Annotated in this window: 15 protein-coding genes; 7 read left to right on the plus strand and 8 right to left on the minus strand. The window is 50.4% G+C overall.

All coding sequences use genetic code 11. The features are described 5' to 3' along the window. The first annotated feature begins 213 nt into the window (after positions 1-213). The 3 genes from DRI82_RS08170 to malQ all read left to right on the plus strand — a co-directional run bounded on the left by DRI82_RS08170 (position 214) and on the right by malQ (position 6,272). Complete coding sequence (locus DRI82_RS08170; RefSeq protein WP_245956795.1) at positions 214-1,506, plus strand: porin; 1,293 nt, start codon at positions 214-216, stop codon at positions 1,504-1,506. 260 nt (positions 1,507-1,766) lie between these two features. Next, positions 1,767-4,172 (plus strand): maltodextrin phosphorylase, encoded by a 2,406-nt coding sequence (gene malP, locus DRI82_RS08175; protein WP_114193012.1) that lies wholly within the window; start codon positions 1,767-1,769, stop codon positions 4,170-4,172. A gap of 9 nt (positions 4,173-4,181) precedes the next feature. Further along, a complete protein-coding gene (gene malQ, locus DRI82_RS08180) occupies positions 4,182-6,272 on the plus strand; it encodes a 4-alpha-glucanotransferase (RefSeq protein WP_114193013.1) in 2,091 nt (696 codons plus the stop codon). A gap of 145 nt (positions 6,273-6,417) precedes the next feature. Here the strand turns inward: malQ and nfuA are convergent, their stop codons facing one another. After that, entirely contained in the window at positions 6,418-6,993 is a 576-nt protein-coding gene (gene nfuA, locus DRI82_RS08185; RefSeq protein ID WP_114193014.1) for a Fe-S biogenesis protein NfuA, read from the minus strand. Positions 6,994-7,052: 59 nt separating this feature from the next. Then, complete coding sequence (gene gntX / locus DRI82_RS08190; RefSeq protein WP_114193094.1) at positions 7,053-7,736, minus strand: DNA utilization protein GntX; 684 nt, start codon at positions 7,734-7,736, stop codon at positions 7,053-7,055. A gap of 52 nt (positions 7,737-7,788) precedes the next feature. Here gntX and bioH point away from each other — a divergent pair, with 52 nt between their 5' ends. Continuing rightward, positions 7,789-8,571, plus strand: a complete 783-nt coding sequence (gene bioH / locus DRI82_RS08195; protein ID WP_114193015.1) for a pimeloyl-ACP methyl ester esterase BioH — start codon at positions 7,789-7,791, stop codon at positions 8,569-8,571. 7 nt (positions 8,572-8,578) lie between these two features. Here bioH and DRI82_RS08200 read toward each other — a convergent pair whose 3' ends face one another. The 6 genes from DRI82_RS08200 to greB form a co-directional block, all read right to left on the minus strand. Further along, a complete protein-coding gene (locus DRI82_RS08200) occupies positions 8,579-8,821 on the minus strand; it encodes a FeoC-like transcriptional regulator (protein ID WP_114193016.1) in 243 nt (80 codons plus the stop codon). 17 nt (positions 8,822-8,838) lie between these two features. Continuing rightward, entirely contained in the window at positions 8,839-11,154 is a 2,316-nt protein-coding gene (feoB, locus tag DRI82_RS08205) for a Fe(2+) transporter permease subunit FeoB (RefSeq protein WP_114193017.1), read from the minus strand. 68 nt (positions 11,155-11,222) lie between these two features. Then, on the minus strand, positions 11,223-11,447 hold the full coding sequence (gene feoA / locus DRI82_RS08210; protein ID WP_114193095.1) for a ferrous iron transporter A: 225 nt from the start codon (positions 11,445-11,447) through the stop codon (positions 11,223-11,225). Positions 11,448-11,986: 539 nt separating this feature from the next. Continuing rightward, positions 11,987-14,323: a Tex family protein gene (locus DRI82_RS08215; RefSeq protein ID WP_114193018.1), complete on the minus strand. Its 2,337-nt coding sequence runs from the start codon at positions 14,321-14,323 to the stop codon at positions 11,987-11,989. 267 nt (positions 14,324-14,590) lie between these two features. Beyond that, positions 14,591-15,379: an acyl-ACP--UDP-N-acetylglucosamine O-acyltransferase gene (gene lpxA / locus DRI82_RS08220; RefSeq protein WP_114193019.1), complete on the minus strand. Its 789-nt coding sequence runs from the start codon at positions 15,377-15,379 to the stop codon at positions 14,591-14,593. Positions 15,380-15,750: 371 nt separating this feature from the next. Further along, positions 15,751-16,221, minus strand: coding sequence for a transcription elongation factor GreB (greB, locus tag DRI82_RS08225; protein WP_114193020.1), 471 nt, complete (start codon positions 16,219-16,221; stop codon positions 15,751-15,753). Between the two features lie 409 nt (positions 16,222-16,630). Between greB and ompR the strand changes: the two genes are divergently transcribed. Genes ompR through DRI82_RS08240 form a run of 3 tightly spaced genes read left to right on the plus strand, consistent with a single transcriptional unit; the run spans position 16,631 to position 19,571 of the window. Beyond that, on the plus strand, positions 16,631-17,350 hold the full coding sequence (gene ompR / locus DRI82_RS08230) for an osmolarity response regulator transcription factor OmpR (RefSeq protein ID WP_009635740.1): 720 nt from the start codon (positions 16,631-16,633) through the stop codon (positions 17,348-17,350). After that, a complete protein-coding gene (envZ, locus tag DRI82_RS08235; protein WP_245956796.1) occupies positions 17,347-18,762 on the plus strand; it encodes a two-component system sensor histidine kinase EnvZ in 1,416 nt (471 codons plus the stop codon). The genes ompR and envZ overlap by 4 nt, the downstream gene beginning before the upstream one ends. Next, positions 18,759-19,571, plus strand: coding sequence for a MipA/OmpV family protein (locus DRI82_RS08240; RefSeq protein WP_114193021.1), 813 nt, complete (start codon positions 18,759-18,761; stop codon positions 19,569-19,571). The genes envZ and DRI82_RS08240 overlap by 4 nt, the downstream gene beginning before the upstream one ends. Positions 19,572-19,592 lie beyond the last annotated feature (21 nt).

Raw genomic sequence — 19,592 nt, forward strand, 5'->3', positions numbered from 1 at the left:
TTTGCAACTTAATACATAGTGTATTATTTCTTGCCATATTTTAATGCCTTTGCTGCAAACAAATCACCATCAATTAATTGATTGATAAACATTTCGATGATCAATGTAATCGACGTTTTTTCAATAAAAATTTCACATGGTTTATTAATGTCGAATTCACTGCGCAATAAATAATTCAGTGAATTGTTCATCTAAAGATAAAAGGTAATAGCAATGGCCCGTTCTTTCACCAATATAAAAACATTAACCAATATAAAAAATCTTACGTTACTTGCCACGCTGATTGGTTCAGCCCTTTCAGCATCAGCGATGGCGGATACCTCAGTACCTGTTCAACCTGCACAACCTGCGCCAGTACAGACGCCAATTCCGCCTGCCCCTGCTTACACCGCGACACAGACAAAAGGGATTACTGTCTATCAAAACGAAGACACCTCTGTCGGTTTATTGGGTTCTATTCGTTTAACAGCAAAAACTGACTCTAAAAAGTCACAAGAACACAGTATCCAAAATAATGATTCCCGTATTGGTCTGGCTATCAGACATAATATAAACGCACAGCGTGACTACGTTATTGGTTATGCAGAAATGGGCGTTTATGGGTTGGACTCTTCAACCAAAAATGATGATAACGATGTTTATATGCGCCAGACTTATGCGGGTGTCGGCAGCGAAACTTACGGTGTTGCAACATTTGGTAAACAATTCGCACCCACCGATTGGGCATTGGGTATTGATACCACCTATCAGTTTGGCGGCAAGGCAAAACATGACACCGCCGGGATGTCGACGGATATTGTCGGTTCGGCAGCGGTCTATAGTTATTTCGGCGATAACTTCAGCTTTGGCTTGATGGGCCAGGGTAATGACGATGTTGATAAAGTCAGCTTTGGTAGCGGCTGGGGTGATGGCCCAACAGATATGCATGACGCCTTTGCCGATGGATCTGCGCATGTGAACGGTGCGATGGCCGTCACTGCTGCTTACAAGTGGGACAACGGTTTTTCAGTTTCTGGCGCATTTGCCTTTAACAACTATGATGTTGATGCGGCTAACGGTGGCGGTGGCTACAGCGGCAGCACTTACTCTTCGGGTATCAATGCCAAATACACCACTAACGTTGGCGAACACGTATGGTACAACGCCGTTCAGGCGACGTATTACGTCAACCAGGTCGATGATGGGGTGGCGGCGCGCAGAGGTGCCAATGTTTATCAGGCTCATCCAGGCGATACCAGCGACAAAGAGAGCATTCTCGGCCTGGAAGCGGCCAGCCAGCTCAAAATCACGCCACAATGGTCTGTCTACGCCAACTTTGACTGGACCCAAGGTTATGACGCCATGGAAGGTCAGACCTTCCAGTCAACCACCATTGGTACAGATTACTGGCTGGGCAAAAATGCCGTTGCTTATCTGGAATATGGCTACGAGAAGTATAACGATAATGGGTATTACGGCAGCGTAGACGATCATTTAGGTGCGATCGGCCTGCGTGTGTTTATCTAAGTCATCATTTTCCCTGGTGCTCGACTGCTGGGGCCCGTAAGTAAAGAGTAGTTCCCCTGTGTCTGTCTATTTGTTGCCCACCGTAGCGCACGGTGGGCTTTTTTTATACTATTACCCCCTCATCCAAATGCTTGAGATCTCACTTTAAGCTACGCCCTAGTTCTCCTCCCCGGCTAAGCCTCTGGCAGGATGATGCCTTTTACAGTGCTGATCGTCAGGATAACGATATAATTTCTCACTTATAGGAAACAGACCTTTCTATGTCACAGCTAACATTAAAAAAGGATGTCTTTTTGGCGGCACTTACTCGCCAGTGGCATTGTTTTGGCCTCAGTTCTGCAAAGGAAATGACGCAACACCAATGGTGGGAAGCAGTCAGTGCGGCACTGGCTGAGCAACTTTCAGCCCAACCGCAGCCGACCAAACGCGCCGATGTAAAACGCCATGTGAACTACATTTCGATGGAGTTCCTGATTGGCCGATTGACCGGCAATAATCTGATCAATCTGGGGTGGTATGACACGGTTGCGGGTGCACTGGCAGAGTTTGATATCAATCTGAGCGATCTACTGGAGCAAGAAGTTGATCCGGCATTGGGTAACGGCGGATTAGGTCGTTTGGCAGCCTGTTTTCTGGATTCAATGGCAACTGTCGATCAGCCTGCGATTGGTTATGGTCTCAACTATCAATATGGTTTGTTCCGCCAGTCATTTTCTGGTGGGAAACAGCATGAATCACCGGATGACTGGCATCGTGAAAGCTACCCGTGGTTTCGGCACAATGCAGCACTGGCCGTTGATGTAGGTGTCGGTGGGAAGGTGGAAAAACGCGCCGATGGCAGTGAGCATTGGCGACCTGATTTTATGCTGCGCGGTGAAGCCTGGGATTTACCGGTAGTGGGTTATCGCAATGGCGTCACTCAACCACTGCGCCTTTGGCAGGCCACCCATCAGCATCCGTTCAATCTTGAAAAATTCAATGACGGCGACTTTCTGCATGCCGAACAGCAGGGTATTGATGCAGCGAAACTGACGAAAGTGCTCTATCCGAACGATAACCATCAGCAAGGTAAAAGGCTGCGCCTGATGCAGCAATATTTCCAGTGTGCTTGTTCGGTTGCCGATATATTGCGTCGCCATCATCTGGCTGGCCGTAAACTGGCTGAATTGCCGGATTATGAAGTCATTCAGCTCAATGATACTCACCCGACTATCGCTATTCCGGAAATGTTGCGCATTCTGCTCGATGAACACCAGATGAGTTGGGGCGATGCCTGGGCCATTACCAGCCGTACTTTCGCCTACACCAACCATACATTGATGCCAGAAGCACTCGAATGCTGGGATGAAACATTGGTACGCAGCCTGCTGCCGCGCCACTTTTCCATTATTAAGCAGATTAACGCCAACTTTAAGAAACTGGTTGATAAGCAATGGCCGGGCGATAAAGATGTTTGGGCCAAACTGGCAGTGCATCACAATAAACAGGTTCGAATGGCCAATCTTTGCGTCGTCGCCGGTTTTGCCGTCAATGGCGTAGCTGCACTGCACTCCGATTTGGTGGTGAAAGATCTTTTCCCAGAATACCATCAACTGTGGCCAGAAAAATTCCACAACGTAACCAACGGTATTACCCCACGTCGCTGGTTGAAGCAGTGTAACCCTGCACTCTCTTCACTGATTGATGACACGCTGAAAACTGAGTGGGTTACCAAACTGGATGCGCTTAAGGACCTCGAAAGTTATGCCGACGATGCTGATTTTCGTAAGAAGTATCAGCAAATCAAGTATGACAACAAGGTCAAGTTGGCTGCTTATGTGCATGAGGTAATGGGGATTACCCTGAATCCGGACGCTATTTTTGATGTTCAGATCAAGCGTCTGCATGAATATAAGCGTCAGCATCTGACACTGTTGCAAATAGTTTCGCTGTACCAGCAATTACGCGCCAATCCTGATTTCGACATGGTGCCGCGGGTGTTTTTGTTCGGTGCAAAAGCAGCTCCGGGTTACTACCTGGCGAAAAACATTATCTATGCAATCAATCAGGTTGCTGAGAAGATCAACAACGATCCGCTGGTGGCCGATCGTATTAAAGTCGTCTTTATTCCTGATTACCGTGTCTCTGTCGCTGAATTGATGATCCCGGCTGCGGATGTGTCCGAGCAGATTTCTACAGCAGGTAAAGAGGCGTCAGGAACCGGCAACATGAAGCTGGCTTTGAACGGTGCGCTAACCGTGGGTACGCTGGACGGAGCGAACGTGGAAATCGCTGAGCAGGTGGGCGAAGACAATATCTTTATCTTTGGGAATACGGTTGAGCAAGTGAAGGCTCTTAAAGCCAAGGGCTACGATCCGTTGGCCTGGAAGAAAAAAGATAAACGCCTCAAAGCAGTTCTCGATGAACTGGCCAGCGGTTTTTATAGCAATGGGGATAAAGAAGCTTTCTCCATGCTGTTAAATAGTTTGCAGGAAGGTGGCGACCCTTATTTGGTGCTGGCCGATTTTGCCGCCTATGGCGAAGCCCAGAAAAAGGTGGACGTGCTGTACCGCGATCGTGATGAATGGACGCGAAAAGCGATTCTGAATACTGCCCGGGTTGGCATGTTCAGTTCCGATCGCTCGATCCGCGATTATCAGCAGCGCATTTGGCAAGTCAAACGCTAAGGAGACGGCATGGATCGTACACGGATCGATCAGGCTGCCACGCAGGCAGGCATTGCCGCCAGTTTCATCAATGCGCATGGAAAACAGCAGGCAATTTCCAGCGAAACCAAGTTGAAATTGCTCACTGCCATGGGGCGGGAAGAACAAGCGGTAGCGAAGACGCATGTTCTCCCACTTCCCCCAGTAAAAGTTTTTACCCAGGGCCAATCACAGGCTCTGACATTGGGCAGTAAGGGCGAGTTTTTCTGGACGTTGCAGCAAGAAAACGGTACCCGTCTGCAAGGTCGTGCCAGTGGAGGAAAAACCCTGACGTTACCCGATCGGTTGCCATTGGGTTACCACCAATTGACGTTGGAGCAGGGTGAGCAGCAGTGGTCATGTCGGTTGATTATCGCGCCGAAACGCTGTTATGAGCCGGATGCACTGCTGGCCGGAAAGAAAATCTGGGGGGCGTGTGTACAGCTTTATACCCTGCGTTCAGAGAATAATTGGGGCATTGGCGATTTTGGTGATTTGCAGGTTATGGTTCAGCAGGTGGGTGAACGGGGTGGGGCCTTTGTGGGTTTGAATCCCATTCATGCGCTCTATCCGGCCAGTCCAGAAAGTGCCAGCCCTTATAGCCCGTCGTCACGCCGGTGGCTGAATATCATCTATATCGACGTAAATGCCGTTGAGGAGTTTCAGCGTACAGAAGAGGCGCAGCAGTGGTGGCAATTGCCTGAAACCCAATCTGCCCTGGCGCAGGCACGCAGCGAAAAGGATGTTAACTATTCCGCGGTAATGCAGTTGAAATTGCAGGCACTGAAACTCAGTTGGCCACAATTCAAAGCCTTGCCCGTGAAAAACAGCCGTAAGCGTGCATTTCAGCACTTTGTTGAGCAGGGTGGGCACAGCCTGCGGCAGATGGCGGCCTATGACGCATTGCACAGTGTATTGATGCGCGTTGATGACACGATGTGGGGTTGGCCCGTCTGGCCAGAAACCTATCGTGACGGGAAGCGCGCGACTGAAGCGTTTTACCAATCCAACCGTGATGACGTTGATTTCTATCTTTGGATGCAATGGTTGGCAGATTCGCAATTTGCCGTCTGTTTTGCAGCAAGTCAGCAATTATCGATGCCGATCGGCCTGTATCGCGATTTGGCGGTAGGTGTTGCGCAAGCCAGTGCGGAAACCTGGTGTGATGGGGAACTGTATTGTCTGAAGGCATCGGTAGGGGCTCCGCCAGATATTCTGGGGCCGCTTGGGCAAAACTGGGGTTTGCCACCGATGGATCCGCATGTAATGGCTGGTCGGGGGTACCAACCTTACATTGATCTATTGCGTGCCAATATGACCAGTTGTGGTGCACTGCGCATCGATCATGTCATGGCGCTGTTACGGTTATGGTGGATCCCTTATGGGCAAACCGCCGATCAGGGTGCTTACGTCCAATATCCTGTTGACGATCTCCTGGCGATTCTGGCGCTTGAAAGCCAGCGTCATAATTGCATGGTCATTGGGGAGGATTTGGGTACGGTTCCCGTTGAGATTGTGGCAAAACTGCGCGACAGCGGCGTCTATTCTTACAAAGTGCTCTATTTCGAACGCGACGGTGAGAATATTTTCCGTGCACCACAATCCTATCCGGTTCAGGCGATGGCGACCATTACCACGCATGATTTACCTACATTGCGTGGTTACTGGCAGTGTGATGACTTGGTGCTGGGCGAGAGGTTGGGCCTTTATCCGGACAAAGTGATTCTGGCAGGTCTGCATGCCGATCGCGAACGGGCCAAGCAGGGGTTGCTGAATGGGTTGCATCAATATGGTTGCGTGCCTAAAAAGCTGGGACACAAGGCGGCATTGATGTCGATGTCACCGGTGCTCAACAGAGGGCTGCAACGTTATATCGCTGACAGTGCCAGTGCCTTGCTGGGGCTGCAACCGGAGGACTGGCTGGATATGGCACCACCGGTCAATATTCCGGGTACCAGTTATGAATACCCTAATTGGCGGCGGAAACTAAGCCATACCCTGGATGAGATGTTTGCCGATCCACAGGTAAACCGATTGATCAAAGATATCGATAAACGTCGCAAGAAAGTGTCGGTAAGTTAGGTTCTTTGCAAAACAAAAAAGGGCAGCGCGTAATGCGTTGCCCTTTTCATTTCAGCGTTCACAATTTGCTTCATGTACCCAAACTAATTGAAGATGCAGGGGCGTTGGTGTAGCTAAATCCCTGCAATATCAAGTATGAAGGAGATCAATAGTAAGAGTGTTCACCACGCTGGTGTTCGGTCAAATCACGGACGCCTTTCAGATCCGGGAATTTTTGCAGCAACTCTTTTTCGATCCCATCTTTCAGGGTGACATCAATCATCGAACAGCCGTTACAACCGCCGCCAAACTGAAGAATGGCCAACCCGTCGTCAGTGATTTCCATCAGCGTGACGCGACCGCCGTGACCCGCCAATTGTGGATTGATTTGCGACTGTAGAACGTATTCCACACGCTCCATCAGCGGAGCGTTGTCATCGACTTTACGCATTTTGGCGTTTGGCGCTTTCAGGGTCAGTTGCGAACCCAATTGGTCAGTGACAAAGTCGATTTCAGCCTCTTCCAGATACGGGGCGCTTAACTCATCCACATAAGCTGAAAGCTTTTCAAATTTCAGTTCGGTATCGGTCGCTTCGACAGCATCGGGTGGGCAGTAAGACACGCCGCATTCTGCAGTTGGCGTACCTGGATTAATTACAAATACACGGATTTGGGTGCCTTCTTCCTGGTTTGCCAGTAATTTGGCAAAATGCTCTTGTGCAGAGTCTGTAATTCGGATCATAGCATTGGCTCAATAGTTGACTATTCCAGTAGGTTATAATACGCCCATTCCCTCACCGACTACAAGGTGCGGCAAATACACCAGATTTGTATTGAGGCAACCCTCTGATTCAGCAATATTTTACAAATCTCGGTTACCGTACTGCCGGTGGTGACGACATCATCCAATAACGCTACATGGCAGCAAGTCAGGTTTTGCTGGCAACGGAATGCTCCACGTAAATTACGTTTACGCTGGTGGGCGTGGAGACCCTGTTGCGGTTGAGTAACCCTTATTCTTTGCAGGGTTGAGCTATGATAATCGCATCTTGTCCAGCGTGCCAGCGGTTGAGCCAGCAGATCGGTTTGGTTATATCCCCGCGCCCACATTCGCTTGCGGTGTAAAGGGACACTGATCAGATGCTGAGGGCGGTATACTTCACCAGCGCGATAGCGTGACAGCCACTGAATCAACAGTAATCGCGCCAAGAGTGCCGCGACTTCCGGCTTACCACTGAATTTCAATTTCTTAATCAGCATGCTCAATGGCGGTTGATAATCACTGACAAACACCAGGGCGTTCCAGGGTGGAGGATGCTGAATGCAGCGACCACAGGCGATATTATTACGTGCGGAAGGCAGCCCACACCGCGGGCAACATAGCGGCGGCGAGGGCAGATGGCGCAGGCACAGGGAACAAATACCGTCTTGATGGCGATGTAGCGTTTGTTGGCATAGCCAACAGCGACCGCCGATTGTTAGCATAGTCATCGTATCGTCATCCTCCATGAAATAACTGCAAACAGGACAATAACCTATGACACAGCTTTACTGGCACTCTTCTGGTCAAGGAGATCGCGATCTTGTGTTGCTTCACGGATGGGGGTTGAATGCCGAAGTATGGCGTTTCATCAGTGAGCGGCTTACCCCGCATTTTCGCCTTCATCTGGTCGACTTGCCGGGTTATGGACGAAGCCACGATTTTCCTGCCATGTCCCTTACCAATATGGCGCAATGTGTCATTGAGCAAGCGCCACCCCAAGCGCTTTGGCTGGGATGGTCTTTGGGTGGATTGGTTGCCAGTCAGATCGCGCTGATGGCGCCACAACGCGTCAATGGGCTTATCACCGTGGCGTCATCACCCTGTTTCGCCGCACAAGAACCCTCTTGCACCGAGCAAGCATGGCCAGGGATCCGTCCAGAGGTGTTACAGGGTTTCCAGCAGCAACTCAGTGAGGATTTTCAGCGGACGGTGGAGCGTTTTCTTGCGTTGCAGACGTTGGGTACAGAGAGTGCGAGGAAAGATGCCCGTTTGCTTCGTTCTATCGTGCTTGAGCAACCTGTGCCGACAGTCGACGTACTTAATGGCGGGCTTGAGATTCTCAGAACCGTCGATCTGCGGCAGAAGCTGACGACACTTAACGTCCCATTTTTGCGTATTTACGGGGCGTTGGATGGATTGGTACCCCGTAAAGTGGCACCGCTTCTGGATACACTTTGGCCTTATTCGGATTCGGTCATTATTGATAAAGCAGCCCATGCTCCCTTCATTTCCCATCCCGATATATTTGCTTCGTTGGTTATCGATTTTGGCGGGTAGGTTTTTTTCAGTGCCGCTTTATTTCATATTCGATGGTGATACATTTCTTTGCTTCGGGGCAAGATTTACAACTACCACTTAGGCAGGCGCTATCATCCACTTCTATACGAACCACTTTCCCCATTGCTACCAGTCTATCCAGCATGGCTTCCACCAGTGGGCGTGGTGCGGCCAACTGATGGCTCAGTTGGCTGGCATTCACCTTGCCTTGCAAGGCTACAGCATCACGAACTTGAATCAGGCTGGCCATCGCGCGCTCCTTTTGGGTTAGTGACAGTCACCGGCTGGGCTCTGACAGCAGTTGCCGGGGTCGCTGGCTTGCAACTTCACGGAAACCCGACTGCGTGCCTTGCGCAGCGCAAAGAGAATCAATGCATTTACGATGAGCACGATGGCGATAATCATTATGCTGCTCTGTGGATGTTGGCCGAAGCTGGCGATTTGATAGAACAACGTTGCCAGTGAGTATGCGACGTTCAATCCCCAGGCAATGGAGAATGTCATCCAGCCACGGCTGGTTTCACGGGCAATTGCTCCCATCACTGAAACGCACGGCACGTATAACAGCACAAATATCAGGTAGCTATACGCAGAAACCGCGCTGCCGAATTTGCTGCTCATCACGCCCATTGATCCCACCGCCATTTCACCGTCGCCTTTGCTGGCTTCAATCGGGTTGGAAAGCACGCTGAGACTGAAGGTATCTTTCAGACCCTGCCAGGTTTCGTTTACGGCACCCCCCAATTCATCAAGTAAATTGAAATTGGCAGCATCAAATTCCTGATGGGTGATATGTTCAGCGGTATAAAGCGTATTCAGGGTACCGACCACGACTTCTTTAGCCATTGCCCCAGTGACCAAGCCTACGGTGGCCTGCCAGTTGTCGGCATGGATACCCATTGGGGCCAGCATCGGCGTGATAAATTTACTCACGGAAGCCAGCGCCGAATCATTGATGTCATCGACCGCTTTACCGCTGAATGAAAAACTATTCAGTGCACCAATAAAAATACTGGCGATAACAATCACTTTACCGGCGCGCAAGACAAAGCCTTTCAGGCGTTGCCAGGTTTGCAGCAACAAACTTTTCAGGTGAGGGACATGATAGACCGGCAGCTCCATGACGAACGGCGAGGCTTCACCGCGCATGATGGTGTATTTCAGTACCAGGCCAGTCAGGATAGCCACGACAATGCCCAGCAAATAAAGGGAAAAGACGATCAGCGCGCCATCCTGCCCAAAGAATGCCGCAGAAAACACGGCAAAAATCGCCAACCGCGCACCGCAGGACATAAAGGGGGCCATCATGACGGTGATCAGGCGTTCGCGTGGTGCATCAAGCGTTCTTGAACCCATAATTGATGGCACATTGCAGCCAAAACCGACAATCAGCGGAACGAAGGATTTTCCAGGCAAACCCAGCGCCTGCATCAGGCGATCCATGACGAAGGCGGCGCGCGCCATATAGCCTGAATCCTCAAGGAAAGAGAGAAACAGATACATCATGCCGATCTGCGGTATCAATGGCAGAACCGTATTGATCCCGCCCCCAATCCCCTGCGCCAGAAATATGGTCAGCCAGTCCGGAAAATGGAATGTGTAACCAATCCATTGCAAACCTTGGATAAAAATGGCTGCGGAGCCAATATCAAAGATAGGTTGCAGCGCGCCACCAATGTTGATTGCCAACAGGAACATCAGGTACATCACCAGCAAAAAAATCGGTACCCCTAAAAAGCGGTTGAGAATGATTTTGTCGAGGATTTGCGTCAGGCGATTGGGACTGGATTGTTGCGAATTGCTTACCGCGTCGCACAGTAAAGTGATGCTTTGATAGCGGGCATCAGCAATGACCAAGGCAGGATCTTCCTGCTGTTGTTGCTCAAGCGCATGTCGCGAATTGGTCAGGAGCGAAACCGCCCGCCCTGCGCGGGAATGGCTATAGATATCGCCCTCGAGCATTTGCAAAGCCAGCCAGCGGCGTTGCTGTGGGGGCTGGTCAGGGGGCATGGCGTTTGCCAGATGTTCCACTTCCTTCAACAATTGCGGCGGGTAATTGACCAGCGCCTTGAATTCGAAGGCGTGTAACAGATCGATACTCTGCTTCAGTTCCGCAATTCCTTCTGCGCGGGTGGAAACCAGCGGGATCACGGGACAGCCAAGCTTTTCTGCGAGCGCGGGAATATCAATGGCGATGCTTTGTCCCTGTGCGATGTCGAGCATATTCAGCGCAATGATGCAGGGAATCCCCAGTTCAAGCAGTTGCAACGTCAGATAGAGATTACGTTCAAGGTTTGAAGCATCGACCACGTTGATCAGTACGTCGGCATCACCACTCAGAATGTAGTGGCAGGCAATTTGCTCATCGAGAGAGGTTTGCTCAGAAATAGTCGTCAGAGAATAGGTTCCAGGCAGATCAACCAGTTTTACCTGATGTTCTGGCGTGGAAAACCCCCCTTCTTTGCGTTCTACCGTCACACCTGCCCAGTTACCGACACGTTGACGCGAGCCAGTCAGCTGATTGAACAGGGTAGTTTTACCTGAGTTAGGATTGCCAATTAACCCGATGGTGAGTGATTTCATAAGCCAACGTCTGAGAAATAAGTCAATAACAACGGATGCAAGGGCGTGGCCCGCACATCACCTGGAGATCAGGATTGCTGATCCAGCATCAGTAGCGCGAGATCTTTCTTGCGCAATACCAGATTGACGCGCCGTGTCTCGATTTGTATTGGGTCACCAAGGGGCGCAACGCGAATGACATTAAATGACGAGCCCGGCAACATGCCCAGCGACAATAATTTCTGGCGATAAGAAGGGCTGATTTCAGGTGAGAAACCGATAATTTTATAAGTATTTTCTGGAAGAAGATGCATATAACCTTCTTGGTTTACCATGATGCTGCGCCATTGCGCCGCAATTAAATGAGAATACGTAAAATAATGATAGTGATAATGGTTATCGAAACAATAGATAAACAACGTAAAGGCAGTGAATTCAATAGACCAAACTGTGGTTTTACTCACTGAGTATCATTTCGGCGATTTTGTCACTAAACCTTGGTACATGCAAATGAGATTGGGAAGTTAAATCAGTTAAAGAACTTGTCAGGAATAAAATATCAGGATCCATTTTTGATAATACGTTGCCGCTTACTTAACGTATATCATTCGTGAAGTGCGATATTTTTTAACATTGAATAACCTGAGTCACCAAGGTGAGGGTGTTGTCTTTCTTGGTAAAAGAGGGAAGTGGCAGGACATATTGTTACACGGGCTGTTAACTTCAACGAGTTATTATTTTGACTTATGACATATTAATAGTGAAACAAATATTTACTTTACCTTCGAAAATAATCCTGAATAGTCATGAACAGAACTAATAGCCGCCGTGAAAACACGGCGGCTTGGGGAAATTAGCGCTTTTTCAGTGCAGCAGCCAGTGCATCACTCATTGCACTGTTGCCTGCCGGTGTACTGCTTCGCGGATTGCCCCGATTCTGCTGATTCCGGTTTTGTTGTGGCCGGGCGTTATTGGCTGGCGGTGTGCTGCCGCTATTTCGCCGCGGTGCCGCCTCGCCGGGTTGTTCATCAAGGCGCATCGTCAATGCAATACGTTTACGCTGCAAGTCGACTTCCATCACTTTGACTTTAACAATATCCCCGGCTTTCACCACGGTATGCGGATCATCCACGAATTTGTCAGCCAGCGATGAAATATGAACCAGTCCATCCTGATGAACCCCGATATCTACAAACGCGCCGAAATTCGTTACGTTGGTGACGGAGCCTTCAAGAATCATTCCCGGCGTCAGGTCGTTCATGGTTTCAACGCCATCGGCGAAGGTCGCAGTCTTGAACTCGGGACGTGGGTCGCGGCCTGGTTTTTCCAGCTCTTTAATGATGTCAGTAACGGTAGGAACACCGAACTTTTCATTCGTAAAATCACTGGCTTTCAGGTTGCGCAGCGCCGTCGGATTACCCATCAGATCCTGCAATGCCTGCTCGGTTGCCGCCAGAATGCGCTCAACGACCGGATACGTTTCCGGATGCACTGTTGAGGCATCGAGCGGATTATCACCGTGGTTAATACGCAGGAAGCCTGCGCACTGTTCAAAGGCTTTAGGTCCGAGTCGGCTGACTTTCAACAGTTGATCGCGGTTGTTGAAACGGCCATTTTCATCCCGCCAATTCACAATGTTCTGCGCCATCATCCGGCTAAGACCTGCGACACGGGTTAACAGCGGTACCGAGGCCGTGTTCAGATCGACACCGACGGCATTCACACAATCCTCGACGACCGCATCCAGTTTCTTCGCCAGTTGGCTTTGGCTTACATCGTGTTGATACTGACCAACACCAATGGATTTAGGATCGATTTTCACCAGTTCGGCCAGAGGATCCTGCAAACGCCGGGCGATGGAAACTGCACCACGCAACGTAACATCCAGATTCGGGAACTCCAGCGCGGCCAGTTCAGAAGCTGAATAAACGGACGCTCCTGCCTCACTGACGATCACTTTCTGCGCTTTAACGTTCGGGAACTGTTTTTGCAGTTCGAGGTAGAAGCGCTCAGTCTCGCGTGAAGCAGTGCCGTTACCGATAGCAACCAATTCAACGTTATGCTTGATACAAAGGGCGGCAACAGCGGCGGCGGCTTTCGCGGCCTGGCCGGTGTGCGGATAAACCGTATCCGTCCCCACCAGTTTGCCGGTGTTGTCCACGACGGCCACTTTGACCCCGGTGCGTAAGCCTGGATCAAGACCCATCGTTGCACGCATGCCTGCCGGTGCAGCCATCAGCAAATCGTGCATGTTACGGGCAAAGACCTTGATGGCTTCCTCTTCCGCTTGTTCGCGAATCGTGCCCATCAGCTCGGTTTCAAGATGCAGCAGGACTTTAATCCGCCACGTCCAGTTCACAACGGCACGTCGCCAACTGTCCGCCGGGGCGTTGTTCAGGCGAAGTGCGAGGTGGTCGATGATGATCTGCTCACCCTGGCTTTCACGCGGGGGTTCATCGAACTGTGGATCGGCATTCAGTGAAAGCTGCAGTATTCCTTCATTGCGGCCGCGGAACATCGCCAGTGCACGGTGGGAGGGAACTTGCGCGATAGGCTCATGGTGGTCGAAGTAGTCGCGGAATTTCGCGCCTTCTTCTTCCTTGCCTTCAACGACGCGCGCGACCAGATGGGCATTTTTCCAAAGATAGTGGCGTACTTTCGCCAACAGGCCCGCATCTTCAGCAAAACGCTCCATCAGGATGTAACGGGCACCATCCAGCGCAGCCTTGGTATCCGCAACGCCTTTATCGGCGTCTATAAACGCCACAGCGGCCAGTTCTGGCTCTTGCTGGGGGTTTTGCCACAGGCTGTCGGCCAACGGCTCAAGACCCGCCTCGATAGCGATTTGCCCACGGGTGCGGCGTTTGGGTTTATAGGGGAGATAGAGATCCTCCAGTTCCGTCTTGCTCATCGTACCGCTGATGGATGCGGCCAGCGCGTCGGTCAGTTTACCCTGCTCTTCAATGGATTTGAGGATGGACTGACGGCGCTCTTCCAGTTCCCGCAGATAGCCGAGACGGGTTTCCAGCTGACGCAATTGGGTGTCGTCCAGCCCTCCGGTCACTTCCTTACGATACCGTGCAATAAAGGGCACGGTATTACCTTCATCCAGCAGACGGATCGCGGAGAGAACCTGCTCCGGTCTGGCCTGCAGTTCGGTTGCAATAATGCGGCTCAGTGGATCATTCATAAGTCGGTTATCAATAATGGTCAGTTAAGGGTTAATGAAAACAGGGGACAGTTATACGGATTGAGCATTAAAAATGCCAGCGACACGGCGGTGTGGAGAGGAAACCGCCGTCGCTGAAACCGCGATTTTAACACGCAGGATCCCTGTTCCAGGCGGGACATGCAGGGAATTGGTGAGGGAATTATCGGATAATACTGAAATGATTCTGCGCCTGGCGTTGGGTATGGCAAACGCAGAATCGACGGCGAGATCGGTCAGTTTTTACCACTAACGGATAATACCGCGGTTGGAACGGCGAAAAAATTCAGTAAACGGCAATAATACCGGGGAATCTATCGCGAGTGCTGCCAGACGAATTTTAATCTCGTCGAGGGATTTGCCGCTGCGGTAGATCAATCGATAAGCCAGACTTATTGCATTGCGCGCTTCGATACCAAAGCCCTGCTGCTCTAGCGCATAGTTATCTTGTTCGTAAGGTGATGCGCGATTTCCCTGCGCTAAAACGAAGGGGGGAATATCCTGAACGACACAGGCTCCTTTACCCGCCCTGACGCGCGTACCAATGATGCAGAATTGATGGATGGCAGCCATCGCACCCAAATCGGTATAATCGTCGACTTCAACGTGCCCACCTAAATTGACGTTGTGAGCAAAGGTACAGTGGCTACCGATAATACAGTCATGGCCGACGTGGGTATTTTCCATCAATACATTATCATTGCCGATTCGGGTGACGCCAATCCCTTGTACGGTACCGCGGTGAATGGTGCTTTTTTCATGGATCCGATTGCCATCACCTATTTCAACCCGCGTTGGCTCTCCGCGATATTTTAAATCCTGATTCACTTCACCGATCGAGCAAAACTGCGCAATGTGATTATTCCGACCTATGCGTGTTAAGCCATTCATCACCACATGTGACGTCAACACGCTGCCTGAACCGATTTCGACGCCTGCACTGATGTAGCAAAAGGGGCCAATATGAACATTGGCACCAATAATGGCACCATCTTCAATAATTGAGCCCGAACTAATAAAAGCTGTTGAATGGATCATGTAACGTAGTCTCCCGATGGCGGGATCGCTTTTAATCTGTCTCAGCGAAATCAGCATCAATTTGAGTGTGAGTCCACTGGGACCCAGGCCTGGCTGAACGGGGAGGCAGATAAATCAGCGTGGTTACTGATGATTTATAAGGAGATTCCATTACTCCGGGCAATGAGACGCCCGGTAAAATTGATTGCGTACAGAATCTCCGCGCGGATTTTTTTCCGGTGCAGTTGCTATGATAATGCCACTATTTTGCAGAGATTATTTTTATTTATTTTTCAATGTAAATTCATAAATATTAAATATTGGTTATCTCGACCTTTGGTTCATGGGAATGATCTGAACCCCAGTAAAGTCACTCGCTGAGGTTGTTAAGATTAGTTGTATTTTATATCAATTACATACCAATTTTTTAGACCGGTAGGTGTGGGAACGCTGACCTCATCGTCCACCTCTTTTTTGATCAGTGCGCGCGCCATGGGTGAGTCGATAGAGATATAATCTTTACGTTTGTAGATCTCGTCAGGCCCCACAATGCGGAATCGCTTCGAGTCTCCCTCTTCGTTTTCAACTTCCACCCAGGCGCCGAAAAAGACTTTGCCATCCTGTTGCGGTGAATAATCGACGACTCGCAGAACTTCAAGACGTTTGCGCAGGAATCTGACCCGGCGGTCAATCTCGCGCAGGATTTTCTTGTTATATTGATAATCAGCATTTTCACTGCGGTCGCCCAGACTGGCCGCCCAGGAGACTTTTTCAGTGATCTCCGGGCGTTTTTCCCGCCACAGATAGTCCAATTCTTGCTTCAGTTCGTCATAACCCTCTCGGGTTACCAGATCGCTTTTCATATTCTCAACCTATGTCTTTATCTGTCCCTTTTATAACGTCAACCTGAGGGGTTTTAAAGTAGACCTTGCTTCGGCTTATTGGATTAATCACCCGTTGAGATAAGTTTCACGTTGCGTCAGAAAGAAAGCATTTCTTGCGCACAGAAAATCTGTATAAGGCAGGTTATGCTAAGAGAACGAATGGAAATATGGCTTACTCCACAGTGCTCAAGTTATGTACTGCAATTAGGTATCCCTGTCGACTCAATGATGAAATTGTTGATAAATGGGGAAAACAATAAGCTTTGTAACAATTTCGGCTAGAATGTATACCATAAATTGCTGTCTGTATTTGCGCGTATTTTTAACAATGCACGCCTAGCAATAAAAATATTCTTTTCGGGCAATTGAGCCTTTGGGAGTGAAAAAAATGCAAGAGAATCACAAGATTCTGGTAGTTGATGACGACATGCGCCTGCGTGCCCTGTTAGAGCGTTATCTGACCGAGCAGGGTTTCCAGGTTCGCAGCGTAGCCAATGCCGAGCAGATGGATCGTCTGCTGACGCGTGAATCCTTCCATCTGATGGTTCTGGATCTGATGTTGCCGGGTGAAGATGGGTTATCTATCTGCCGCCGTCTGCGGAGCCAAAGCAATCCCATGCCGATCATTATGGTTACGGCGAAGGGTGAGGAAGTGGATCGTATTGTTGGCCTGGAAATCGGTGCCGATGATTATATTCCGAAGCCATTCAACCCTCGCGAATTGCTGGCACGTATTCGCGCGGTATTGCGTCGTCAGGCCAATGAATTGCCGGGCGCGCCTTCACAGGAAGAAGCCGTCATCTCTTTCGGTAAATTCAAGCTCAACCTTGGTACCCGCGAAATGTTCCGTGAAGATGAGCCTATGCCGCTGACCAGTGGCGAGTTTGCTGTTCTGAAGGCGTTGGTGAGTCATCCGCGTGAGCCTTTGTCCCGCGATAAATTAATGAATCTGGCGCGTGGCCGTGAATACAGTGCGATGGAGCGTTCTATCGACGTACAGATCTCCCGTTTACGTCGCATGGTCGAAGAAGATCCTGCCCATCCTCGCTATATTCAGACCGTATGGGGCTTGGGTTACGTATTTGTGCCGGACGGCAGTAAAGCATGAGGCGAATGCGCTTTTCTCCGCGTAGCTCCTTCGCCCGAACCTTGCTGTTGATCGTGACCTTGCTGTTCGTCAGCTTGGTTACGACCTATCTCGTGGTGCTGAACTTCGCTATTTTGCCAAGTTTGCAGCAGTTCAATAAGGTTCTCGCCTACGAAGTCCGTATGCTGATGACCGACCGGCTACAATTGGAGGATGGCACGTTACTTGAGGTGCCGCCTGCATTTCGCCGGGAAATATACCGTGAACTCGGTATTTCACTTTATACCAATGCGGCTGCGGAAGAGAGTGGCCTGCGTTGGGCGCAGCATTATGAATTTCTTAGCCAGCAGATGGCGCAGCAGTTGGGTGGCCCGACCGATGTTCGCGTTGAGGTAAACAAGAATTCGCCGGTAGTGTGGCTGAAAACCTGGTTATCGCCCGATATTTGGGTGCGGGTACCGTTAACTGAAATCCATCAGGGGGACTTCTCCCCGCTGTTCCGTTATACGTTGGCGATCATGTTACTGGCGATTGGCGGCGCATGGCTTTTCATCCGAATACAGAATCGACCGTTGGTTGAGCTGGAACATGCGGCGTTTCAGGTTGGTAAAGGCATTATTCCCCCGCCGCTACGCGAATATGGCGCGTCAGAAGTTCGTTCCGTCACGCGGGCATTCAACCAGATGGCTGCCGGCGTTAAGCTGCTGGCTGATGACCGGACCCTGCTTATGGCGGGCGTCAGCCATGATTTGCGCACGCCGCTGACGCGTATCCGTCTGGCGACAGAGATGATGAGTACCGAAGATGGCTACCTTGCAGAATCGATTAATAAAGACATCGAGGAATGTAACGCCATTATCGAACAGTTTATCGATTATCTGCGCACGGGTCAGGAGATGCAGACTGAACTCAGCGATCTCAACTCTATTATGGGTGAAGTTGTTGCCGTAGAAAGTGGCTATGAGAGAGTGATTGAAGCTGAACTTGCTGACGGTGAACTGATTGTTGATGTACATCCCTTATCGATTAAACGCGCTGCTGTGAATCTGGTGGTGAATGCCGCCCGCTACGGTAACGGGTGGATTAAAGTCAGCAGTGGACGTGAGTTGCAGCGTGGCTGGTTCCAGGTTGAAGATGATGGCCCCGGTATCAAACCTGACCAGCTTAAACACCTGTTCCAGCCGTTTGTGCGCGGCGACAGTGCGCGGAGCACAAGTGGCACCGGGTTGGGGTTGGCGATTGTGCAGCGCATTATCGATGCGCATGCAGGAACGCTGGATATCGGAACCAGTGAGCGCGGTGGCCTGCGTATCCGTGCCTATCTTCCTCTGCCCGTGACAGTAAGAAGTAAAAACGAGTTATCTGTTCCACTACAACCTAAAGAGCTGCCCTCTCCGCGCGATAGCTCAAGCCACAAAGAGAACGATACATGATGCAGCGTTTGGCCAAGACTGGCTTATGCATTCTGACGGTCAGTGCATTAGCCAGCCAGGCTTTCGCTGCGCCTATTGATTTACCCTCCGGCCTGCCTAATCTGGTGGGCGTTGGCATTGGCTCAACCACTGAATATAGTGGTGGCAAGCAACGTATGCTGGGGGTGATGCCGGGTTTGAGGTATGAAACCGACAGCGGTCGTTTACTGGAGTGGTACGGCCCTTATGCACAATACAACTTCGGTAATACTACGGGTTGGCAATGGGGGCCTGCTGTTTCGTTGCGGTTGGGACGTAACAACGTTGATGATGCCGTGGTGTCAAAAATTCATGATATTGATACCACTGTGGAAGCCGGTGGCTTCTTTGGCTATGAATATATCCATAGCGAGGGATTGCCATATCGGTTACGCGGAGGTGCTTCGTTAACCACGAATGGTGGCATGGTATACAACGGTGCGCGGTTGAATGTGAGCGGTTCTTTCTGGGTTCCGGTCAGTCACAAGGTAGTGCTGGGGACGGGTCTTGGTGCATCGTGGGTCAGTGCTGATTTCAATCGAACTTACTACGGTGTGACTGCAGCAGATTCTGCGGCGAGTGGTTTGGCGGAGTACCAGCCGGGGGGTGGCTTGCAGCAAATCTACGGTTGGATCGGTGCATTGGTTCAGGTTACACCTAATTGGTACGCGGGAGCGTTGGTCTTTAACCAGCACATGATGAATGCGGCAGCCGACAGCCCGATTATTCGCGAGCGCGGTGAACGCGATCAACTCACTTACGGTCTTGGCGTGGGTTACGCCTGGCACTAGTAAATAGTAAATTTACTGATG

The sequence above is a fragment of the Edaphovirga cremea genome (assembly GCF_003332275.1).
Lineage (GTDB): Bacteria > Pseudomonadota > Gammaproteobacteria > Enterobacterales > Enterobacteriaceae > Edaphovirga > Edaphovirga cremea.